Consider the following 22,483-nt stretch of genomic DNA (forward strand, 5'->3'; position numbering starts at 1 on the left):
ACAATAAGTACACTGTTCACGCAAGGAGGCAGCGTGTGGAGATCATTATCAGCAATAACCGGAACAAGCCTATTTATGAGCAGATCACCTCGCAGATCAAAGGCAAGATTATGAGCGGAGAGCTTCACGCAGGAGACCCCATCCCTTCGATGCGCGCCTTGGCCAAGTCCATTCAGGTCAGTGTCATCACCGTACAGAAGGCGTATGAGGACCTGCAGCGTGACGGATTCATTGAGACGACGGTCGGGCGCGGAAGCTTCGTCTCGGCCGTGAACCAGGATGTCTTTCAGGAAGAGCAGCTGAAGAAGGTGGATGAGCATCTAATGAAGGCAGCCGAAATCGCCCGCGCAAGCGGCATCAAACTGGAGACGATGGTGGATATGCTGACTATCTTTTACAAGGAGGATAATCATGAATCTTAGTTTGGAAATCACCGGACTGACCAAGTCCTATGCCGATTCCGGCTTTATGCTGGACAATGTATCATTTGCTGTTCCCAGCGGAACGATTATGGGGTTCGTGGGGGAGAACGGGGCCGGGAAGACGACAACGATCAAGTCCATTCTGAACACGGTTCAGATTGACAGCGGAACGATCCGGCTGCTGGGCCGGGAGATGAAGGATACAGACACGGCCTTACGTGAAGATATCGGAGTGGTGCTGGATTCAGCCAATTTCCCGGCGGTCCTGACCCCTGCTAAGCTGGCTAAGGTTATGCGCGGCGTCTATAAGCAGTGGGACCAGGAGGTCTACACCAAGCTTACAGGGAAGTTCGGCCTGCCTATGAACCAGAAGATCAGCGGTTTCTCCAGGGGCATGACGATGAAGCTGGCGATTGCTGCCGCCTTGTCGCATCATCCCAAGCTGCTGATTCTGGATGAGGCCACTTCAGGGCTAGACCCGGTGACCCGGGAGGAGATTCTGGAGGTGTTCCTGGAATTCGTAGAGGATGAGCGTCACGCTATTCTGATGTCCTCCCATATCACAAGCGATCTGGAGAAAATCGCTGATTATATCACGTTCATCCATCAAGGGCAGATCATTCTGACAGCGATGAAGGATGAGCTCATCTACGACTACGGCGTGGCCCGCTGCACCAGCAGCCAGTTCCAGAGTATTGCAGAAGGAGACAGGCTGGCATATCGGGTGAGGGAGCATCAGACCGATGTGCTGGTGAGGGACAGAAGAATCTTTGAACAGCAGTACAGCGGGATCACCGTCGATCAGGTATCCATTGAAGAAATTCTGCTGCTGCTGGTAAAGGGGGCGAAATAGGATGCGCGGACTGCTGCTTAATAACTACTACTCGCTCCAAAACACGATTAAGACATCCCTGGGCATAGCGCTAATGCTGGCGCTGGTCCCATTGGCCGTAATTGATAATTCTATACTGAATGCCATCATTGGCGCGCAGATTCTGGTCTTTGTGGTGAGCATCGGGGCCTCCCTTCAGGCGGATGAGGCATCGAAGTGGAACCGCTTTGAGCTCACATTGCCGATCAGAAGAAGAACGGTGATCTATGCCAAGTACTTAAGCTTTCTGCTGCTGATTCTGATGGGGACGGCTATGAGCCTGATTACCATAGGGGTAATCTATGCCAAAGGCGTAGATACCTCGGGCTGGAGCCTGTCTACCGGATTCACCTTCGGTTTATCACTGGCGATCACAACGCTGGCGATCTATTATCCGGTTGTGCTTAAATTCGGTGTGGACAAAAGCGAGCTGATGGTGATGGTAGCCGCAGGAATCGCTGTAGTCCTCAGGATTCTGGTATGGCTGCTGCTGGGCCGGTTTATGGACGGTATTAACTTCAATGGACCAGAGACCGGGTATGCGTCTCTGCTGTTGGCGGTTCTCTTGTTCGCCGTATCGTATGTGACGGCTGTGCGGATTCAACGGAATAAAGAATTCTGATGCTAATGAAGCCGGGTTAAGACCCGGCTTCTTCAGCTCTTACGGCTTTGCATAATCTCCTTATAGACCTCAATGGCCAGCGCCCGGGACCGCTTCAGGTCAACAATGGCATTATCTGCGGGCAAATGGATGGCCTGGTCAGACCATTCCGAGCGTTCCGGCAGCCAGGTGCGGAGATAACTGCCGTCTGGATCATGAGTCCTGGATTGGGTGACCGGATTCATGATCCGGAAGTAAGGGGAGGCATCGAAGCCCAGGGAAGAGCTCCACAGCCAGCCGCCGCGGTTCTGGGCATTGTCGTAATCGCTGAGCTTCAGCCGGAAATAACGTTCACCGTAGATGAACGGGCAGCCCAGATTCTTCGTCAGGAACATCGCTGTAATCATCCGCAGCCGGTTCGGCATCCAGCCGGTTGCGTTCAACTGTCGCATGGCCGCATCGATGACCGGAATACCGGTTCTGCCCTGGGACCACGCCTCGAAGTGCTGCGTGCCTAGAGCAGATAGATCATAGACTTTCTCATAATTGAAAAAATCCCCGTCCAGCCTCGCCTGATACAGATAGAAATCCCTCCAGGCTAATTGCCGCAGCCATTCCTCCCCAAGGCCATTTTCTTCTGTAAGCCTGCTATAGACAGCCCTTGCAGATACAGCCCCAGCATTCAGGTGGCAGCTCATCCGGCTTGTCCGGTCCTTCGCATATTGGTCGCGGGTATCCGGGTAATGCTGGAGGCCTGCCGTAATGAAATCCTCCAGAGTGCGGCCTGGATTCATCTGCCTGGCATCGTGTTCCATCTGAGCGAGCTGCTGTGATACTTCCTCAGGAAGCCTGAAGGCCTCTTTCATCACCGGATGAAGCTCCTCCGTCTGCAAGCTGTCCAGTCCCTCAGTGTACGGGGGCCGAAACCGCTGAGCGAGGTAGGTGCGCCAGCGGCGGTAGAAGGGGGTGAACACCTTGAACGGCTCACTCCGGCCGCACCAATTCATGAAATCTTCCAGGTCGCAGAGCATCCGGTCATGCCGGGCCTGGAAGCGGAGTCCCAGCGCCTGGGCTGTCTCCCGCAGCGACTGGTCCCGTTTAAGAGCATAAGGGGTATAGTCTGCATGTATGCTGACCTCCTGAATGGGATGCAGCTGTGCCAGCCGTCTGAGAACCTCCTCCGGCTCCCCGTACAGAAGATGCAGCTGCTTGCCTTGCTCTGCATATTCCTGCCGTAGACGGGCAACATGCTGGAGGAAATTGCGGCCGCTATGCTCCAGATACCGCTTATTCCGCAGCAGAAACGGCTCCAGCATTAATACATGCAGCGAGTTTACTCCGGCAGCAGCTATAGCGTCAAAGGCCGGCAGATCAGAAGTACGCAGGTCCTTGCGGTGAATGAAGAGGATCATAGATGATAGAGTTCCTTTCAGCGATAAGTATCATGTCTCTATACTATATACTCCGTTTGTATAATTACAAGAATATACGGCTGAAGTGTCAGGTTTTTGTTAGAATAGAAGAGCTACTAGAATTTGCTGGATTAGGGAGAGATCTTATTTTGCGGAGACTTGGATTTACAGTTCTATTCGCGGTATTGCTGCTCTTGTGCGGAGGGTTTACATCACAGGCGGCAGCGCAAGGCAGTGAAGCTACCCCATCCGGCATTCCGATAACCGGGCTGGAAGCTTTTGTGGACGATTATGTAAAAGAGTACATAGGACAACAGACCGTAGGCGCGTCCGTAGTCATGGTGAAGGATGGACAGGTCGTATTGTCCAAGGGGTATGGCTACGCTGATGTGGAGCAGCAGATCCCGGTCTCCCCGGATACGGTCATGGAATGGGGCTCGATCAGCAAGCTTGCGGTCTGGACAGCCGTAATGCAGCTCGCCGAGCAGGGCAAGCTGGATCTGAATGAAGATATCCGTAAGCTTCTGCCGGAGAATTTCTTAACGAAGCTGAAGTATGACGAGCCGATCACGATGCTGCAGCTGATGAACCATAGTGCCGGATTCGAAGAGTATATGTTCGACATGGCCTATCAATCCCCTGAGGAAGTACGGTCACTGGAAGAGGGGCTGCGGCTTGCGGAGCCGGCTCAGATCTACAGACCGGGGGAGGTGGTCGCTTATTCCAACTACGGCAACTCGCTGGCGGCCTACATTGTCGAGAGAATCAGCGGGCAGCCGTATCATGAGTATGTCGGGCAGCATATTTTTGAGCCGCTCGGGATGAAGCATTCTATCGCGTATTCTGTGGTGGAAGACCGGCCGGAGCTGCTGAAGCAGAAGGCAAAAGGATACTTCTACGCCGGTCAAGGCTCCTTCAAGCAAGGCTCCTGGAATTATATGTCCATGTACCCTAACGGCGGCAATAACGGGACTGCAGAGGATCTGGCCAAGTTCGCCATGGCTTTCATGCCCGCAGACGGAGAGCAATCCCCCTTGTTCGAGAAGCCAGGTACGCTGGATACGATGCTGACCCGGAGCCGTTCCGCTGCGGAAGTCATGCCGGGCATCGCCCACGGGTTCTGGGAGTATCCCGGAGCACACCGGACGCTGGGACATGGCGGGAACACGATTGCTTTTGCTACCAATCTGATGCTTGTGCCTGAAGACCGGTTTGCGGTTGTCGTCATGACGAACCAGGCGGGCGAATCCCATATTGTTCATGGCCTGACCAAAGCGGTAGTAGGACAGAGAGTTCAGACCGAGGGAGCGGTGCTGCCGGATGTGTCAGAGGTGGAAGGCCGGTTCGTGGCTGCGCGCCGTCCCGGGCATGGCTTCATGAAGCTGTTCCCTTATCTGACGATGATGAAGCTTGAGCCTCAGGGAGCAGATCAGCTGAAGGTGTCGCTTGCCGGGATGAGCGGAACCTACCGGCAGGTTCAGCCCTATCTCTATGAGAAGACGGGCGGGGATTCCGGGCTGGATGCCTGGCCGATGCTGTATGCCACAATGAAAGAGGGAAAGGTAGAAGCGGTATCGGTTTATACCACCGATTATCTGCCGCTGTCTCCGGGCAGGTCCATGCCGATACTGCTGCTAAGTGCCGTATTTGCGGGATTGGCGATAGTCTATTTCGTCATTACTCCGCTGGTGTGGTTGGGGAAGGCGCTTCTCGGCAAGCTTAGAGCCGGTAACCGTCCGGCCTCCCGTTCCGCCCAGCGGAAGCTGGCGGCCGGGCTGACCTTAACGGGTACCGGTCTGGTGGTGAACAACCTGGTGCTGGCTTTGCGGATGTTAAGCAACAATGAACGTGCCTATGCGGAGGTCTATCCGCAGATTATGGTCAACTATGGTCTGAGCGGACTCGCAGTCCTGCACATAGCTGCACTATTGCTAAGCAGCAGGAAGCACGGGAATTTGAACAGCTTAACGGGTCGCAACCGCTGGGCAGCCTTTGTGCCTGTTGTGATGACGGTGATCTTAGTGGCTCAGCTTGTATTCTGGGAGTTCTACAGTTAATATTTCGGCTCCTTAATGAAGGGGGATAATACCTTCTTGGCAAAGGGACGAAGCCAGAAAGCTGCAACGGTCGTTGCTGTCCATGAGCTGCGCTTATTCTGGAGATATTGATCATTGATGATATAAGTGCGGGTGGAGGCAGGGCTTCTCAGTCCCAGCCGTTCCCATTCAGCCGGATCATTGGACCCGCGCAGTCTAACCAGCATAGCCTTTGCTGCACGCTCAATTTTGTCCGGGATCTGATCGAATGCTGAGGTAATCTGCGTATGAAATTCATCGATCGGGTTGCGGCTGGCGATGCTCTCCAGGTGAATCCCTTCGCGGAGATAAGAGACGTAGGCCAGATGGTCTGCCCAGCATTCATCAATATAGAACAGCCGTACCCGCTGCTCCGCAGGGGTCACCCTCTGTTCGCCCCGCAGGATCCGGAGCCGCTCCGCATAGATAATCCGCCGCTGGTCCTCGATCATATCCGAATAACGGTTAAGCTCGTTATGGATATCGAAGTTCTGGCTCACTACAATTTGTTGAATACTGGAAATCTTGCGGCTGAGCTCCCGTTCTTCAATAGCTTCCTCCTGTCTGAGCGCATGGGCCGGGGCAGGGGAGCTGAAGCGGCGCATCAGGTCGTCTTCCAGGCTGATATAGAAGACAGAAGCCCCGGGATCGCCCTGACGGCCGGATCGCCCGCGAAGCTGGTTGTCAATCCGCACGCTTTCGTTCACATGGGTGCCAATGACATATAACCCGCCCAGCCTGGCGACAGCCTCGGCCTGTGCCGGATCGCCGCCGCCGAGCCGGATATCTACCCCGCGTCCCGCCATATTCGTAGAGACGGTTACGGCGCCGAGTTCGCCCGCTTTGGCAATGATTGCGGCTTCCTCGGCGTCGTTCTTCGCATTGAGGACCTGAGCGGGGACACCGGCAGCCGCAAGCGCTACAGCCAGCATATCCGACTCCTCCACGCTTGCGGTTCCGATCAGCATAGGCCGTCCCTCCCGGTGGACGGAAGTGATCTCTTGCACAAGTGCCTGATATTTGGCTTCCTTGTGCGTGTAGATCCGGTGCGGGTGATCTACACGGATGTTCGGCTGATTCGGCGGAATCTGCACCACCTGCAGAGCATAGATATCCTTGAATTCCATCGCTGAGGCGCAGGCCGTGGCCGTCATTCCGCAGATTTCCGGATATAGGCTAATGAAGTGCTGAATGGTGATCGTACCGAGGATTTTCCCGCCCGCTGTCCATTTCAGGCCTTCTTTCGCTGTCAGTGCAGCTTGCAGCCCATCCGGCAAAAACCGGTTCTCGGCCACGCGTCCCGTATACTCTTCGATCAGCTCGATAGCACCGTCACGGACGAGGTAATCAATGTCCCTGGTTAATAGAGTCTCCACATGCAGTGCACAATTCAATGAAGTTAGCAGCTGACCGTTCCGGCTATCGTAGAGATTGCCGCAGCCCAGCAGCTCCTCCACTCGGGCAGCACCTGCATCGTTCAGATATACGTTACGCTGAAATTCATCATAATCGTAATGCTCCCCAGGCATAAGCTGCCGGGCCAGATCCGCGTACCGCATGTCTTCGCTATGGCTTACCTCAGATTCACCGCTGATTACAAGCGGCACCCGGGCTTCATCAAGCAGCAGGGAATCAGCTTCATCCACGATGACATAGTGAAAAGGGCGGTGTACAGTAGCTGCTTCCGTGAGCGCAATCGTATCGCGCAAGTAATCGAACCCTGCTTCTTTTGCCGTGACATAGGTGATATCGCTCCTGTAAGCCGCCCTTTTCTCAGCCAGGCTCATGCCCGCTTGAACTGCATCCACGGAGAGTCCCAGGAAGCGGTAGACCGGACCCATCCACTGCGCATCCCGCCGGGCTAGATAATCGTTGAAGGTCAGCACATGGACGCCTTTGCCGGTCAACGCATTCAGATAGGCCGGCATTACGGCTGAGAGGGTCTTGCCCTCACCGGTGTGCTGCTCGATCAGCATCCGCTCATGCAGAGCGATCCCGGCCATGATCTGGACATCGTAAGGCTGTAAGCCGAGTGTTCTTGAGGCAGCCTCACAGACTAATGAATAGGCATCGACAAGCAGCTCGTCCAGAGCGATGCCGGATTGGGCAGCACGCTGAAGCCGGAGGGACTCCTCCTGAAGCTTGGTGTCAGTCCAAGCCTGCAAATCGCGTTTGCGGATTTGCTCCGTTTTGTCACGGTAGGCTTTAAGCATATTCCGGTTATCGTAATCTCTGAACCGTTGCACGAATCTGGCAGCAATATTCATAGTCATATTCTCTCCCCGTTCTCCCGACTTTACCTGTATATTATAATCCATTCCTGTTTCGGTTTACCAATGTATGGATTATAAGCCCAAGAGACAAGAGTTAGCCGGATATAAAAGGGGAGAGTAAGCAGCCTTTAGGCAGTCAGTCCGCCGTCTACCGGCAGGATGACTCCAGTTACGAAGGAAGCTTGATCACTAAGCAGCCAGGCTGCAGCCTGTGCGACTTCTATGGGCTCGGCCGGACGGCGGAGGGGCGTCTTGGCACTGATCTGCTCGATAATCTCTGGATTAATGGAGACCCATTGCTGAATCATATCTGTCATCGTTGTGCCGGGGGCAATGGCATTCACCCGAATGCCCGCCGGTCCGTATTCGACGGCAGCCGTTTGCGTAAGACTGTTAACCCCGCGTTTGGAGGCGCCGTAGGAACCCAAGCCGGGATTGCCCTTTAAGCTGCCGACACTGCTGGTATTGACAATGGCGCCTGTTCCGGAGGTATGGAGCATAGCTGTAATCTGTGCTTTCATGCACAGCCAGACCCCTTTATAGTTTACAGACTGAATCAGGTCGAAATCCTCTTCCTTCTCATCGACCAACGAGGATACGGTGACTCCGATGCCGGCGTTGTTGAATGCGGCATTAAGCCGGCCATACCGCTTTACTGTGGCATTAACCGCTTCCTCGGCGCCGCCCGCTACGGCCAGATCGGCTGTGAAATATTCCGCCTGTCCTCCTGCTGCTGTAATCTCATCTCTGAGTGCACGCAGCTCAGATTCTGTCCGTGAGACGAGCATCACCGAGGCACCCTGCACGGCAAACCACCTTGCGGCTGCAGCCCCGATTCCCCGTCCGGCACCCGTAATCATTACCACCTTGTCCTTGAGCAAAGCTTCAGCATGTTTTGTCATGTTAATTCTCCTTTTCGCCAGGTATATTGATATCCTTGATCACTTTGAGTATACTTTGGCTATTGTTTTGGGAGGAGAGCCTTCTTAATGGTAGGCTTACGAGTGACAGGATAAGGGGGATGCTTAGTTGAATGATAGTGAACGCCGTTTAGCCTTAGGGAATTTCCTGCGACAAGCAAGATCCTCCATCTCGCCGGATGATGTCGGACTGTCTGCCGGGGGCCGCCGCCGGACACAAGGCTTACGCCGCGAAGAAGTTGCACAGCTCGCCAGCATAGGTCTGTCATGGTACACGCGGCTTGAGCAGGGGCGTGATATCAGTCCTTCAGTCGGTGTGCTGGAGAGTCTGGCTTCGGCCCTTAAGCTAACGCCTAATGAGCGCCGGCATCTTTTTCTATTGTCAGGAGAGTCTCTGCCGCCTCAACTGGCTGCTGCGGAGGAGAAGATCAGCCCGTATGTGCAGAAGATGCTGGACGAATTCAATCCGAATCCTGCTTATGTCATCGGGAGGAGGTATGATTTTCTGGCCTGGAATGCAGCGGCGGAGGCTGTATTTACGATCAGCCGGCCGTCACCGCCGCATGATTACAATCTGATGTGGCGCCAGTTCACTGACCCTGTCTGGAGAGAGGGCTCAGAGGAATGGGAGACTGTCTCCCGGAGAATTGTAGCGGAGTTCAAGACATCACGAGCCCGTTATCTGGAGGATATGTCTTTCAGCCAATTAATTGCTGATCTTAAGAATGTAAGCTCAGATTTCACAAGGATGTGGCAGGGGCATGAGGCGCCGAGCAGCCTTGACGGCTACAAGAAGCTGCTTCACCCTGCGCTTGGAGTGCTGGAGTTTGAACAGATTAACCTCCAGTTCCCCAATGACCCGGATCAGCGGATGATGCTATATTTGCCGGATACGGCAACGAAAGCCCGTTTGAAGCAGAATTTATTGGCAAGCACAAACAAGCGACCCTTCTGAAGGCGGACAGCCTCCGAAGGATCGCTTGTTTGTTGACAATATTCTTTGGCCCGTAAGACTTAGCCTTTGACTCCGCCGACAACCATCCCTTTGACGAAATACTTCTGCAGGAACGGATAGACGATAATAATCGGTACACTGGCCACGATAGTCATGGTAGCACGGATAGAGGTCGGTGTAACGGTCGCTTTGTTGCCCTGCGCGTTCGCGAAGGCATCGGCTGCCGAGGAGCTGGACATCGCGGTGTTGGATGTTGACAGCATCTTCATCAGCTCGTATTGCAGCGTACTCAGGCTTGGCGTGGAGGAATTGTACAGGAAGACGTCAAACCATGAATTCCACTGATAGACCGCTACGAACAGGGAGACGGTAGCCAGCGCCGGAACAGTCAGCGGAAGCACAATGCGCGCGAAGGTGATGAAGTCGCCTGCGCCGTCGATTTTGGCCGATTCCATCAGTCCCTCAGGCAGTGCCTCAATGAAGGAGCGGATGACGATCATATTGAACACGCCGATGATGCCCGGAATGATATAAACCCAGAAGCTGTTCAGCATGTTCAGCTCTTTGATCAGCAGGTAGCCCGGAATCAGACCGCCGCTGAAGTACATGGTGAAGATAAAAGTGATGGATACGAACTTTCTCAGCTTATATTCCGGACGGCTTACCGTATAGGCCAGCATTGCTGTACAGAATACGGAGACCACAGTGCCGATGACCGTCCGTGCTGCAGAGACAAACGTTGCAAAGAAGACGTCAGATTCGCTGAACACATACTCAAAGTTGCGCAGTGTCCATTCCCGCGGCCAGATATAAATGTCTCCGCGCACCGAGTCATTCGCATCGTTGAAGGATAAGGCGAACATATTCAGGAACGGGTACAGGGTGACAGTCACTAACAGAATCATGAAGATAACATTGCATATATCGAAGATGCGGTCGCCTAATGAAGAATGGCGGTATGCATTGGAGCTTGCTTTTGCTTTGGCCATTACATGTGTCCTCCTTTCTAGTACAATCTGCTCTCGCCCATACGCTTGGCGATATTATTGGCAGCGATCAAGAAGATGAAGCTGACTACCGTTTTGAACATACCCGCTGCGGTGGCAAGTCCGAAGTTATTCATCTGCATCCCGTATTTCAGTACGAAGATATCCAGATTCTCCGAGTAGTCGAGGTTCATCCCGTTACCCAGCAGGTACTGTGCCTCGAAGCCGGACTCCAGAATATGGCCCAGGTTCATGATCAGAATCAGCACGATAACCGGCTTGATCCCCGGCAGGGTAATATAGAACATTCTTTGCAGACGGGAAGCCCCGTCAATCTCAGCCGCTTCATATTGAGAAGGGTCGATGGAGGTGATGGCTGCCAGATAGATGATGGTGTTCCAGCCGACGTTCTTCCAGACCTCTGTTACCCCGAGTATTCCCCAGAAGTATTTGCCTTCGCCCAGCCACAGAATCGGATGATCAATAAGCTGCATTTTGACCAGCAGCACATTGATGATCCCTTCCGGTGCCAGTGCCATTTGCACGATATTGGCCGCTACGACCCAGGAGATGAAGTAAGGCAGGTAACTGATCGTCTGCACAGTGCGTTTGAAGAAAACATTGCGCAGCTCATTCAGCAGCAGGGCCAGCACGATGGCTGTTACAAATCCGAGCACCAGGTTAATCGAGCTCATGACGAGTGTATTGCGCAGCACACGGTAGAACTGCTGTTCCTGGAACAGGAACTTGAAGTTATCGAGTCCAACCCACTTCTGATCGAACAGATCCTTAGCCGGTTTGAACTTCTGAAAGGCAATGGTCCATCCCCATAGCGGGAGGTATTTGAAGATGATCACCCAGATAAGGAAGGGCAATGACATCAGCATAAGCATTTTCTGTTTAGACAACTCTTTAAAAAAGGTTGTGAAGCGCGAGGTGCCAGTATTTGATTTCGTTAACTGCACAGCGGTTTTCCCCACCTGTACCGTCCCCTTTCCAAGCTCTATATTCTCTCTTTGCTAACAAGTGTAGAAGGGAAAAGTGAAGGCTCTGCTTCACTTTTCCCGGTTCATCATGCTGGCTGCGGGAAGCGGAGGCTTACCATTTGCCGTCGATGCGGTCCTTGATCTTGTTAGTCATGAATTCTTCGTAGCCCTTAGCGTCGAGCTTGTTGTACTCAGCCAGGTATTCATTCCATACGGTTTCGAATTGGCCAGGAGCAGCAAGCACCATACGAGGATAGTATTTCTGCTGCAAATCGCCGGCTCTCTGGCTGAAGAGCTGCTCAGGGGAGCCCGGTTCTTTCTCAATACTCCAGGCAGGGTACCATGGACGCTCTACCGGCTCGGCATAGAAGTCGGAGAAGGTCTTCAGGTTGTATTTCTCCAGCAGTGTTTTGTCGCCATCTGTGTAGTTGATCGCTGCAACTTCCGGCTGGTTGAACGGAACGTGGGCGTTGCCGTCATCATACACGGAGTTATCGCCATAACGCGGCCATTCATAATCGAAATAAGCGAAACCGAACTTACGTTTGAAATCATTGTCGTTGCGGTTGGCCAGCTGTTCTTCACTCATCACCATACGGCCTTCAGCGTTCTTAGAGTAAGTTTCGCCTTCAATGCCCCACTCGACAAGCTTCTGGTTCTCATCGGTCAGCAGGTTGTCGAAATACTTGATGATACGTACCGGGTCCTTCGCGCTGACAGAGATGCCCAGCCCGCGGTTGTTCACGAAGGACGGAGGATCAACATAAGCATCCTTAATGCCTTCTTCATATGTTATAGGGAGGGCAACGTAACGGAGGTCGTCATTGCCGGCGGATTTCAGATTGTTAGTGGCGTCGTTGATCTGCCAGGAATAGTTGACATATCCGAGCACACGGCCGGAGGTCAGCTTGGCCAGATACTGGTCTTTGTTCGCTGTGAACGTCTCAGGGTCAATCAGGCCCTTACCGTTCATTTCGTTCAATTTGGCCAGCCAGCGCTTCTCATTGTCGGTTCCCTGATACAGCTTGGCTTCATGAGTCTCCATGTCTACCAGGACGCCGCCTTCATTCGGATAACCGGCCAGGTGCATCGGCTGGTTGGTAATGGTGAAGAACTCACCGGCTGTACCGGCGAAGGTGACGAAGCCGATGGTGTCTTTGCCGTCTACCTTAGGATACTTGGCCTGGTATTTCTCGATCAGGTCAAAGTACTGGTCCAGCGTTTTCACTTGCGGGTAACCGAATTCCTTAAGGACGCGTCTCTGCATCCAGAAGGTGCTGGTAGGGTCCGGCGGGGACAAGTATCCGTTTACATTTGCAGTGAAGGGAAGAATATAGATATTGCCTTCTGCATCCTTGATCTTGTTCATGTAATCGCCGTACACACGCTTGATGTTAGGGCCATACTTCTCAATCAGATCATTAAGCGGAATGTACGCACCGGCATCAAGCAGCTTGGCCAGCTCGCCGACTGGAGAGATGACATCCGGATAGTCGCCTCCGGCAATCATAACACCGGACTTGGTGCTTCCATCGCCAACTACGTATTCCATTTTCCAGTCTACACCTGTCTGTTCCTGAAGCTTCTTACCGATGGTGGTATCACTGGCCATAGTATCCTTGTTGGCCCCGAAGCCGAAGTAAGTGAATGTTACCGGTTCTGTGCTGACTTCGCCATCGTTACCGCTGGCACTGTTCTTGTTCCCGTTGTTGCCGCCCGAGCAGCCGGCAATGAGGAGGGCCGAAGCCATAACAGCGGCCAGGCCGGTCTGTAGCCATTTCTTTGTACGCATTGAATATCCCCTTTCTTGTGTGTGTGCCTGAAAACAATTTCATTATAAAAGAAAGCGTTTAACTTTGTTACAGGGCAAACCTTAGATCAGTCTTTGAATAATTAAGGTCCACCCTATATTTATTTATTATCCAGGGGTAATCGCAGCATAATGCGCGTTCCGGCTCCTGGTTCGCTCGTGATGGTGCAGGAGAAGGATTCCCCGTAGGTGATTCTCAGCCGGGTAATGACGTTCTTCATACCGATGGAGTCGCCCATCGCTGAGGCGTCCTCGAAGTAATCCTGCAGCTCCCGGATCTTCTCCGGCTCCATCCCCACGCCGTTATCGGTAATGACGTAGAGGATCTGGCCGTTCTCCCGGGCAATCTGAATATTGATATAGCCGATCCCGGCAATATTCTCAATCCCGTGAATGCTGGCATTCTCCACGAAGGGAAGGAAGGCCATCTTCGGAATTTCAATATTCAGCAGGGATTGGTCCACCTCGATGTGATAGTCCAGCTTGCTGTCGAAGCGGTACTTCTGAATCTCCAGGAAGCTCTCGATTAATTCAAGCTCCTCGCGGATCGTTACGAAGCTGCTTTTCCACAGAATCGACTTGCGGAAGATCTTCGCCATATTCTGAATCGTCTTGGCCGTCTGGGTCTCACCCTTCATCATGCTGCGCATCCGGATGGTCTCCAGCGCATTGAACAGGAAATGGGGATTAATCTGGCTGTGCAGCGCATGAAGCTGAGCCTGCCGCTGCCGCAGCTCCAGCTCCTTCTTCTGAATTTCCGCCACATATACATCATTGATCAGGTTCTCGATCCGCTTACTCATCCGGTTGAACTCCACCGTCAGCTCACCAATCTCGTCGCGCTCCAGATGGTAGGGGATCAGCCCGAAATTTTTGTCTTTAACTGACTTCATGTGCCTCAGTATGTTTTTGATCCGTGTATGAATCGAACGGGACATCACGACGATTACAAGCGTAGGGACCAGGAAGTTAATGCCGGCGAACCACAGGATGAATTGCCCCGATTGCCGGACATCCGAGAGAATCAGCGCCTCATCCAGCACTCCGTAGATAGACCAGCCGCCCAAATAACGGTTGTTCTGGTACGTCTTGTCGATGACGATGGCCTGCTTGGGCTTGGGAATCTCTTTGGGGGTTAAGGTGTGCCCTGCAGCAACCAGCTCACTGGGCTGGCCGCTTGAGAGCCGTCCGAAGCGTGCCTGCCCGCTGGGGTCAAGCAGATAGATGTCGCCGCTGAAGCTGGACAGCTCCAGAATCTGCCGGATGTAGTTCATGTTCAGGTCGATTTTGAGAATATGCTCATAGGTCTCGACCCGGCGGTCGGTGAGCCGCTGAATCACGCTTATGCTGTCAGGCGTTACATAGAGATGGGGGTGGGTATTGCTGTACTTGCTGATCTGGTTGTACCAGTCCTGCTTCCGCATCTCATCCTCCAGCCTGATGATATGGGATGAAGCCAGCACAGTCGGGTTATCGGTCATAATGACGGAGGAGCTCAGCACCTTGTTCTCCTTGTCGGTACGGTTGAACAGATTGGAGATGGCATTGAGCGATTCCACATATAAATCCGTTGAAGCATAGGTCGTATTCAGGTGCTGGATCAGCTGCCGGTCAATGGAATAGAGATAGGACATCCCCGCTGCATCCTCAATGACCGTTCTTAGCTCAGCTTGCAGCAGATTCATTGCCTGCTCGGCATCGGCTGTCTTCTGGTTCTTAATATTGACGGTGGTGACCCCGTAGAACATTACATTGGTCAGGATGATCGGGATGAACACGCATACAATGTAGATGACGATCAGCTTGCTTCTAAGCTTCATATGATTCAGGCGAAAGTTGAACACAGGCACGCAGCCTCCTTATTTGCTGTCGATCATCAGGTTCCGGTAATCGGTGGGGGTCATGTTCTCCAGCTTCTCAAACTGGGTGGCAAAATAATCCGCGTTCTGGAAGCCGACCAGCTCTGCAATTTCGTACATCCGTTTCTTGGTCTGGCGCAGCAGCCGCTTGGCCTCCTCAATCCGCAGGGTCAACAGGTATTCATTGAAATACATACCGTAGGTTTTGCGGAACAATTGCCCAAGATAGACAGGGTTCATGTCAAAATCCGCCGCTATTCCTTTCAGATAAATATTCTCACGGTAATGCCCGTCAATATATTTCTTGATCCGCTCAATGCTGCCTTCGCTCTTGCCGCCGCGCTTCTCTGCGATATATCCGGCGGCCTCGCCGATGAACTCCCGGAATACCTGCTTGAGCTGGTTCAGATTCCGGTATTTAAGCGGCCAGTTGAGCAGCTCGTTCATCCAGTGCAGGGAATTCTCATCGCCCTCCAGCTGGCGGATAATGTTGATGATAGCAATCATGCTGCGGCGGATGGTATTAGTCACGGCCCCGGGGGCGAAATGACGTTCCTGGAACATGGTGAAAATCTCGTCAACGGTAGAACTGTAGCCCGTCACCTCATTGCCTTCAACCTCATAGACCAGTCTGCTGTGCAGTCCTTCGTCGATATCGAAATAATACAGGGGCAGCTCAAGCAGCTCATCCGCCATATAAATGCTGGTGGACCCGGCCGCGAAGCGGTAGCTGAGGCATTTCTCCGCACTGCTGCCGGACAGGCGGATCTCCTTCAGCTGGCTGGCCTTATGGCCGATGAACAGGGCGATGGTTGTTCCGAGCTCCCGCTGCAGCATCTCCAGCAGATAGCTGTAATTATCGCGCTCCGCCGTACTGCGCTTGTCCATCCACACCTCAGGCACAATCAGGCCATATTGGTTGTTCGCCCGGACATGAACCGGCAGCGTCTGTACCGCCTGACGGAAATACCGCTGAAGCGAGGCTTGAAGCTGGGGCATATAATCCTTGCCGCCATGGGGGAGCCCGTCCTGCATCTCTGCAATGATATACGTATAGGCAGAGGAGAGAGGCAGCTCCAGCGCGTAGCCGATCCGGCTCATCACCTGATCATCGGGCTCCGTCTGCAGGAGGCTCTCAATGACGGTCTCGACCAGCGGCTTCTCCCGGGTGATGGAGAGGAGCTGCCGCTGGTTCAGGGTCTGGGCGATCTTCTTCAGCGCTGCTGTAAGCTCCTCTTCGTCAACCGGCTTGAGAATATAATCCGAGACATTATAGCGGAAGGCCTGCTGGGCATAAGAGAAATCAGGGTATCCGCTCAAAATAATAAAGACCGGCTGATGCTCAAGCTCTGTCTTCACTCTGCCGATCAGCTGGAGGCCGTCCAGAACAGGCATACGGATATCGACAATGACCAGCTCCGGAGTCAATTGCTCGATCAGCGTTAGTGCCTGCTCCCCGTTCTCGGCCTCACCGCAAATTTCGAATTGCGGAGAGCATTCATTCATAATGCGGATCAGGCCTTTGCGCACAAAGATTTCATCGTCTACAATTAGTACTTTGTACAATATAACTCCTCCTTCGGGATAATATAGCGGGATACTCTAGGTTGAATGGTCCTGTTTCATCCCCGGTCAACTCGCAGTGAGACCATTATAAGCTAATTCCCTGACAGAATTCGAGCTGATACGACTTTTTATTCTCAGTTCCGCTAAGTTCCAGGATTGGATATGAAGCAATTATGAAGCAGATTGCGTATCCTTGCCGCGCCAAAGAGCCTGCATCATCAGACGCAGGCTCTTCGCTATGGCATTATCTATTCACACGCTTGCGGTTTAGCTCCCATTCTGCTGAAGATGCGGCGGCAGCGGGTGCTCATGCTGGATTACATCGGCAGCGCGGGTCTGAACCTTTTGCAGCTCTGCCGAATATTCATCCGTCCACAGGTCTCCTCTGGCCAGCCGTTCCTTCAATTCCTGCGTAAGTGCTTCAGCCACCCGTTGGATGAGCTTCGTACTGCTGCCATTGACAGCAGCCAGATCAGCCAAGGACTGTCCGCTCTCCAGGCTTGCGGCAAGTTCACTTGTGCTTAAGCCAAGCAGTGCTGCAAGCTCCGAACGGTCCAGACCGTCAAGCCCCGGGCCCAGCGGCAGCAGCCCGGCTGGCTCTGATCCCGGAACCGGCGGCTGCGGCCGGGTCTGGTTCACCCAGGCCGCGGCGCGGCTGGCGGCTTCGCTCAGCCGGGCCTTATAGACGCTCTCCGTAATGCGGCCGTCCGCATATTCCTGTCCGAGCCGTTCCTGCAATTCGCTTGCGGCCAGCTGGACCAGCTTCTGCGGGTCAACTTGCTGCGCCTGAGCAACTGTGCGGAGGGAGCTACCTCCTTCGAGGGCGGTGCGCAGCTCAGAAGCGGACAGACCAAGGATGCTGAGCAGCTCCGAATGATCGATGCCGCCAAGGCCGGGTCCGGGTCCGCCGCCTGATGGTCCGGGAGGCGGGGTTAACGGCTCTGCACCCGCTGGCGGCAGGCCGGTATCAGGAGCGGGGAGCAGCGGGGCCGGAGTGCTGCTGCTGTAAGTGGCAGACTGGACCGTCGGCACGCTGGCGGAGGTTGAGGAAGTGGCAGCGAAGGCGGTCAGTCCGCCTGTGCTCAGGGCGAGTGCTGCTGTCAAGGTGCCTGTGAGCAGCTTGTTTGCTTTTGAAGTAAACAGATTGCGTGTTGAATTCATCTTAGAATCATCCTTTCCCGCTGGGGGTAATGTATAACCTGCCACTTACTCTATACGCTTTGAGTGAAAAGACGGAGAAATTCAGCCAGCCGTTTTTTCACCTGATTTTCACCGGAATATGGTATCTTGAAGTATTGGGAATGCTCAGGAAGAGGCATCTGATGACAAGGAAGGGGAGGGGAAGGCTGCTTGAAGATCTTGCTCGCGGAGGATGACACCCGGCTGGGTGAATTGATTGTACATATGCTTAAGAAAAAAGCGGGATATACGGTAGAATGGGCCACCACCGGGGAAGAGGCGTACGATCTGGCCAGCGTCTCCGCTTATGATGTGCTGGTGCTGGATTGGATGCTGCCGGAGCGGGATGGCCGGGAGGTGTGCCGGCTGCTGCGCGGGGACGGGTATACCGGGGCGATCCTGATGTTAACGGCCAGAGATTCACTGGAGGACCGGATTCGCGGTCTCGATGCGGGCGCGGATGATTATTTGGTGAAGCCGTTTGAGATTGACGAATTACTGGCCAGGCTCCGGGCCCTCGGCAGACGGACGTTCCTCCCGCTGGAGAATGATACGTGCCGGATCGGCGAGCTGGTGCTGGACCGGAACAGCCATAGAATCGTTGAAGGGGAGCAGGAGGTGCAGCTTACACCCAGAGAGTATCAACTCCTGGACCTGCTCCTGAAGAATCAGGGAACCGTGTTGACCCGCGAGGTCCTTCTGGACCGGATCTGGGGAATGGAGTCCGAGGTGACACCGAAAACGGTTGATGCGACCGTCAAGCTGCTCCGCAAGAAGCTGGCCCGACTGGATGGAGCACATCAGCCTATCCGCAGCATACGGGGGGTGGGGTATAGCCTTGACAGCTAATAACATCCGCTCCCGCAATGATCTGTTCGCACGGACCCAGAAGCGTCTCACGTGGCGTTACAGTGCGGTGATGAGCATATTTCTGCTGCTGTCCTTCCTGATTATCTATCTGCTCCTGCATCTCCTGATCTGGAATAACCAGCGGGAACGGCTGAATCTGCTGTTGGATGCCGAATTGAAGCAGCTTCAAGGCCCGATGTACGAAGAACTGCTGCAAGGACAGTATCAGGGGCCGGGCAATCAGGCGTTCACGCTTAGTGCGGATCAGGCCTTCTATATTATTCTGGACAACGCAGGCAGTCTCATGGGCAGCGGCGAGATTCAGCCGGGACTGAAGGAGCAGGTGCTACGGCTGGCCGCTGCCGGAGCAGCGGGAACAGAGAGCGGCCTTGCTGTTGCGGAGCTGGAGCAAGGGCCGGGTCTGCCGCATAAGGGAGATGAGGCCGGCGGCCGGTCGTCTGCCGCATATCTGGTCGGCAGCCGGACCATCGAGCGCGGGGGCCAGCCGGCGGGTATCCTGTACGCCGGTAAGGACGTTACCTTCCAGCAGCAGCTATTCCGCTGGCTGCTCGGGGTGCTGGCCGCCATTGCGGCGGCGTTCATCCTGCTGGCCGCCGTCTTCAGCCGGGTGATGTCGCGCCAGGCAATGGTACCGGTCGGCAAGGCGTATGACCGGCAGAAGCACTTCGCGGCCGACGCCTCGCATGAGCTGCGTACGCCGCTGAGCGTGATGCTGTCCTCCATCGAGACGCTGCAGCTGGAGGAGCGCATCAATGAACAGCCGTTCACCCGCCATGTGGTGGACGGAATGCATTCGGAGGTCCGGCGGATGATCGCGCTGACCCGGGACCTGCTCCTGCTGGCCCGCAGTGACGCCGGGCTGCTGGAGCTGAATCCCCGGCGCTTCGACCTTGCGCCGGTTGCGGCCGCAACGCTCTCCGGCCTGAGCGTGCTGGCCGGAGCGAAGCAGATCCGGCTTACACTTGAAGCTCCGGCGGAGCTTCCGGTGAAGCAGGATCAGGAGAAGCTGGTGCAGCTTATGGTCATTCTGCTGGAGAATGCCATCAAGTTCACGCCAGCCGGCGGACACGTCATTCTGCGGGCTGCGCTACTGCCGAAGAACAGCGGCACGCGGCTGGTGCTGGAGGTGCAGGATACCGGCGTGGGTATTCCCGCAGAAGACCTGGACCGGATCTTCGAGCGGTTCTACCGCCCCGACCAGTCCCGGTCGCGGGATGGCGGGGGTCACGGACTGGGCCTGGCGATAGCGAAGGAGCTTGTAGTCGCACTTGGCGGCGGCATACGTGCGGAGAATAAGCCCGGCGGGGGCAGCATATTCCGGGCCGAGCTGCGGAACTGAAGCGGTATAGTACCGACACGAACAGAATGGATGTAAGAACACAATGGGCCAGAGCGGGGTGTGCAGACCTAATGTAATCGGAAAACCGGGCACATATCGCCAGATCGAGGTGAGTGGGCCAAATGTAATCGAAAAACCGATCACATTGCGCCAGAGCGGGGGATGCGAACCAAATGTAATCGAAAAACCGATCACAATACGCCAGAGCGAGGTATGCGAACCAAATGTAATCGAAAAACCGATCACATTGCACCAGATCGAGGTAAGCGGGCCAAATGTAATCGAAAAACCGATCACATTGCGCCAGAGCGAGGTATGCGAAGCAAATGTAATCGAAAAACCGATCACAATGCGCCAGAGCGAGGTATGCGAAGCAAATGTAATCGAAAAACCGATCACATTGCGAAAAACCGAACACTTATCGCCGTGTAGGCATCCTATTCTGCTCCTATCCCGCAGTATATGGGAGCATCTATCCGAACATCTGCGAACCTGCCTGCTGAGTCCGGCTCTGCTCCGCTCAGCACGGCTCACCCTATCTGAGCCCGGCTGCTCCGCGTTGGGTGAGCCGGATCTTTCCCGTATAATAGTAAACGTTACGCCGGATGTGACAATTAGCGCTACGTTACGGCGTATGAACTCTAAGCACCAGGAAAGGGATGAAGATTTTTGACTTATACGAAACTGTTGGAACGCAAAGGCGAAATTCTCAAAAGAACCGTGGAAACCTGGATCATGAAAGAGAATCGTGACGGACTGGACCGTCAGGAAGCCCACATCTACAGAAATATGGTCAAGGAGCTTCATCAGAACGAGCAGGAGCTTAATGGGGCGCGTGTGGAGGCATTGGACAAGAGCCCGGATTCGCAAGCGGATGAAGCAGTCTCCGCTAAGCACGAGGTAATATCACAAGGGGTATGAAACATAATGGAACAAGCCGCCCGGAATTCGCGATAGCGAAGCGGGCGGCTTTTCGCTGACCATAAACTTCAGGTCAGCTTGATCCGGTAACAGCGGGCGGAAGCCACCTCAGTGCCTTTGGTCGTAGCGAAGGTATAGTGGTCACTGAAGGCGAAACGGCTTCCGCCGCGAGTCACCCAATTCCCGCTCACCGCAGCAATTTTGCCGTGGGAGATGGCATGTTCAACCGTCAGTGCAGTAAGCTCCGGAACGGAAGCTGACCCTTCAAGAACGGCAGACAACGGATACCGTTCGCCGCCAACAAGCTCTACAGCAGCATCGTCTGTGAGCAGCTGGGTTAGTGTCTTGGTATCTCCAGTAATAAGAGCGACGGCTAAATCTTCTGCCAGCTTGTTCTTCGGTGAATTGCCGCACATGCCGCTTAGTTGGATCTCCATTGCTTGTATCCCTCCTCTGACTGTGTCTGAATGGTTGGTCTACAGCCGCACTACCCTCCGGTACACCAGGCAATCCAGCAGATCCTCCCAGGCAAGCTCGCTCTCATAAGGGTCGCGGTAGGCGGTTGCGGTAGGCAGATACCCGAGAATAGCGCCCAGGCCGCCATGCAGATTGCAGCCGCCGTCGCCGCCTTTGCCGGTGATACCGTCCGGAGTGAGTACCAGTTCCTTCTTGTATGGGTCGCCGGGGAAGCACAGACCGAATGCATTCGGCAGCTCCAGCGGATACGGGTCTGCGGCAGCAGCCTCCCCTGAACCGGATACATGCCGCAGGCGCATGGATGCATCTATCTCGTCACCCCACGGGAACAGCGTCCGGGCGCCTGCGCCGTACAGATACTCCCATTCATCCTCGGTCGGCAGGGTGAAGCCCTCGGGCAGCTCCGTTTCGCACCATTCCCCGAACGATTCGCTGTCGTCGAACAGGTACACGACGATCTGATCACCGTCCCGTTCCAGCCGGAAAGACTGGGAGTACTCATAGCTGGTATGCGGCCCTTGACGGAATTCCTCAATGGCTTCGAGCACATCCTCATCTTCTTCCGGGTCCAGCCGGTCCAGCGGACATTCATACCAGCCTGCGGACATAGGCGAGCGCTGAACGAGCAGCGGTCTGATCACAGCCTCGCGGACGGAGGACATCTCTGCATATTCATGTAACTCTGGCCGGCCTAGGGTCACCGTATCGCCCGGCACATACACGTATTCGCTGCCCTCGTGCAGGAACACGCCCGTTTCCAGGGACCGGCCGTAACGTTCGAACCTCTCCAGCCGCAGCCACTTGAAGCCTGCCGGCAGCCGCTCAAGTAATTCCAGCAGGGCAGATTGCTTCTCCTCTATCGTTAATTGCCCCCATGCGGTGCGGTTCCATGCTTCCATGTCATACTCTCCTCCCGGGAATTGGCACTCTCAGCCTGTCTACTGTCATTGTAATAGACAGC

General features: G+C 54.4%; 19 protein-coding genes. 8 read left to right on the plus strand and 11 right to left on the minus strand.

The window, feature by feature from the left end; all coding sequences use genetic code 11:
- Window positions 1-35: 35 nt before the first annotated feature.
- The 3 genes from K1558_RS03440 to K1558_RS03450 are packed head-to-tail and all read left to right on the plus strand — an operon-like array spanning window position 36 to window position 1,915.
- Entirely contained in the window at window positions 36-422 is a 387-nt protein-coding gene (locus tag K1558_RS03440) for a GntR family transcriptional regulator (RefSeq protein WP_238649953.1), read from the plus strand.
- A complete protein-coding gene (locus K1558_RS03445; RefSeq protein WP_238649954.1) occupies window positions 412-1,275 on the plus strand; it encodes an ABC transporter ATP-binding protein in 864 nt (287 codons plus the stop codon). The genes K1558_RS03440 and K1558_RS03445 overlap by 11 nt, the downstream gene beginning before the upstream one ends.
- 1 nt (window position 1,276) lies before the next feature.
- Window positions 1,277-1,915, plus strand: a complete 639-nt coding sequence (locus tag K1558_RS03450) for an ABC-2 transporter permease (protein WP_238649955.1) — start codon at window positions 1,277-1,279, stop codon at window positions 1,913-1,915.
- A gap of 32 nt (window positions 1,916-1,947) precedes the next feature.
- Here the strand turns inward: K1558_RS03450 and K1558_RS03455 are convergent, their stop codons facing one another.
- Window positions 1,948-3,306, minus strand: coding sequence for a cryptochrome/photolyase family protein (locus K1558_RS03455; protein ID WP_238649956.1), 1,359 nt, complete (start codon window positions 3,304-3,306; stop codon window positions 1,948-1,950).
- 149 nt (window positions 3,307-3,455) lie between these two features.
- Here K1558_RS03455 and K1558_RS03460 point away from each other — a divergent pair, with 149 nt between their 5' ends.
- A complete protein-coding gene (locus tag K1558_RS03460; protein WP_238649957.1) occupies window positions 3,456-5,363 on the plus strand; it encodes a serine hydrolase domain-containing protein in 1,908 nt (635 codons plus the stop codon).
- Here the strand turns inward: K1558_RS03460 and K1558_RS03465 are convergent.
- Complete coding sequence (locus K1558_RS03465) at window positions 5,360-7,648, minus strand: preprotein translocase subunit SecA (protein WP_238650024.1); 2,289 nt, start codon at window positions 7,646-7,648, stop codon at window positions 5,360-5,362. The genes K1558_RS03460 and K1558_RS03465 overlap by 4 nt on opposite strands.
- 134 nt (window positions 7,649-7,782) lie before the next feature.
- Window positions 7,783-8,556: an SDR family NAD(P)-dependent oxidoreductase gene (locus K1558_RS03470; protein ID WP_238649958.1), complete on the minus strand. Its 774-nt coding sequence runs from the start codon at window positions 8,554-8,556 to the stop codon at window positions 7,783-7,785.
- A gap of 127 nt (window positions 8,557-8,683) precedes the next feature.
- Here K1558_RS03470 and K1558_RS03475 point away from each other — a divergent pair, with 127 nt between their 5' ends.
- Complete coding sequence (locus tag K1558_RS03475; RefSeq protein ID WP_238649959.1) at window positions 8,684-9,529, plus strand: helix-turn-helix transcriptional regulator; 846 nt, start codon at window positions 8,684-8,686, stop codon at window positions 9,527-9,529.
- Between the two features lie 59 nt (window positions 9,530-9,588).
- Here K1558_RS03475 and K1558_RS03480 read toward each other — a convergent pair whose 3' ends face one another.
- The 6 genes from K1558_RS03480 to K1558_RS03505 form a co-directional block, all read right to left on the minus strand.
- Window positions 9,589-10,518, minus strand: coding sequence for a carbohydrate ABC transporter permease (locus tag K1558_RS03480; RefSeq protein ID WP_238649960.1), 930 nt, complete (start codon window positions 10,516-10,518; stop codon window positions 9,589-9,591).
- A 17-nt stretch (window positions 10,519-10,535) separates the two neighbouring features.
- Window positions 10,536-11,495, minus strand: coding sequence for an ABC transporter permease (locus tag K1558_RS03485; RefSeq protein WP_420800395.1), 960 nt, complete (start codon window positions 11,493-11,495; stop codon window positions 10,536-10,538).
- Window positions 11,496-11,613: 118 nt separating this feature from the next.
- Entirely contained in the window at window positions 11,614-13,293 is a 1,680-nt protein-coding gene (locus tag K1558_RS03490) for an ABC transporter substrate-binding protein (RefSeq protein WP_238649961.1), read from the minus strand.
- A 119-nt stretch (window positions 13,294-13,412) separates the two neighbouring features.
- Complete coding sequence (locus K1558_RS03495; RefSeq protein ID WP_238649962.1) at window positions 13,413-15,155, minus strand: sensor histidine kinase; 1,743 nt, start codon at window positions 15,153-15,155, stop codon at window positions 13,413-13,415.
- A gap of 15 nt (window positions 15,156-15,170) precedes the next feature.
- Window positions 15,171-16,736: a response regulator transcription factor gene (locus tag K1558_RS03500; protein WP_238649963.1), complete on the minus strand. Its 1,566-nt coding sequence runs from the start codon at window positions 16,734-16,736 to the stop codon at window positions 15,171-15,173.
- Window positions 16,737-17,003: 267 nt separating this feature from the next.
- Window positions 17,004-17,897 (minus strand): hypothetical protein, encoded by an 894-nt coding sequence (locus tag K1558_RS03505; RefSeq protein WP_238649964.1) that lies wholly within the window; start codon window positions 17,895-17,897, stop codon window positions 17,004-17,006.
- Between the two features lie 189 nt (window positions 17,898-18,086).
- Here K1558_RS03505 and K1558_RS03510 point away from each other — a divergent pair, with 189 nt between their 5' ends.
- From K1558_RS03510 to K1558_RS03520, 3 genes are all read left to right on the plus strand, one after another.
- Complete coding sequence (locus tag K1558_RS03510) at window positions 18,087-18,764, plus strand: response regulator transcription factor (RefSeq protein WP_238649965.1); 678 nt, start codon at window positions 18,087-18,089, stop codon at window positions 18,762-18,764.
- Window positions 18,754-20,124, plus strand: coding sequence for a sensor histidine kinase (locus K1558_RS03515; RefSeq protein ID WP_238649966.1), 1,371 nt, complete (start codon window positions 18,754-18,756; stop codon window positions 20,122-20,124). The genes K1558_RS03510 and K1558_RS03515 overlap by 11 nt, the downstream gene beginning before the upstream one ends.
- Before the next feature lie 669 nt (window positions 20,125-20,793).
- Entirely contained in the window at window positions 20,794-21,045 is a 252-nt protein-coding gene (locus K1558_RS03520) for a hypothetical protein (RefSeq protein WP_238649967.1), read from the plus strand.
- A gap of 68 nt (window positions 21,046-21,113) precedes the next feature.
- Here the strand turns inward: K1558_RS03520 and K1558_RS03525 are convergent, their stop codons facing one another.
- Window positions 21,114-21,482, minus strand: coding sequence for a nuclear transport factor 2 family protein (locus K1558_RS03525; RefSeq protein ID WP_238649968.1), 369 nt, complete (start codon window positions 21,480-21,482; stop codon window positions 21,114-21,116).
- A gap of 39 nt (window positions 21,483-21,521) precedes the next feature.
- Window positions 21,522-22,421, minus strand: coding sequence for a formylglycine-generating enzyme family protein (locus K1558_RS03530; RefSeq protein ID WP_238649969.1), 900 nt, complete (start codon window positions 22,419-22,421; stop codon window positions 21,522-21,524).
- Window positions 22,422-22,483 lie beyond the last annotated feature (62 nt).

The organism is Paenibacillus piscarius, assembly GCF_022234545.1.
Taxonomy (GTDB): domain Bacteria; phylum Bacillota; class Bacilli; order Paenibacillales; family Paenibacillaceae; genus Paenibacillus_AQ; species Paenibacillus_AQ piscarius.

Excerpts from the sequence above, each read along its gene's own strand:
- K1558_RS03445 (WP_238649954.1), top strand. The coding sequence starts at position 412 with ATGAATCTTAGTTTGGAAATCACCGGACTGACCAAGTCCTATGCCGAT.
- K1558_RS03450 (WP_238649955.1), top strand. The coding sequence starts at position 1,277 with ATGCGCGGACTGCTGCTTAATAACTACTACTCGCTCCAAAACACGATT.
- K1558_RS03455 (WP_238649956.1), bottom strand. The coding sequence starts at position 3,306 with ATGATCCTCTTCATTCACCGCAAGGACCTGCGTACTTCTGATCTGCCG.
- K1558_RS03465 (WP_238650024.1), bottom strand. The coding sequence starts at position 7,648 with ATGAATATTGCTGCCAGATTCGTGCAACGGTTCAGAGATTACGATAAC.
- K1558_RS03470 (WP_238649958.1), bottom strand. The coding sequence starts at position 8,556 with ATGACAAAACATGCTGAAGCTTTGCTCAAGGACAAGGTGGTAATGATT.
- K1558_RS03480 (WP_238649960.1), bottom strand. The coding sequence starts at position 10,518 with ATGGCCAAAGCAAAAGCAAGCTCCAATGCATACCGCCATTCTTCATTA.
- K1558_RS03490 (WP_238649961.1), bottom strand. The coding sequence starts at position 13,293 with ATGCGTACAAAGAAATGGCTACAGACCGGCCTGGCCGCTGTTATGGCT.
- K1558_RS03505 (WP_238649964.1), bottom strand. The coding sequence starts at position 17,897 with ATGAATTCAACACGCAATCTGTTTACTTCAAAAGCAAACAAGCTGCTC.
- K1558_RS03525 (WP_238649968.1), bottom strand. The coding sequence starts at position 21,482 with ATGGAGATCCAACTAAGCGGCATGTGCGGCAATTCACCGAAGAACAAG.
- K1558_RS03530 (WP_238649969.1), bottom strand. The coding sequence starts at position 22,421 with ATGGAAGCATGGAACCGCACCGCATGGGGGCAATTAACGATAGAGGAG.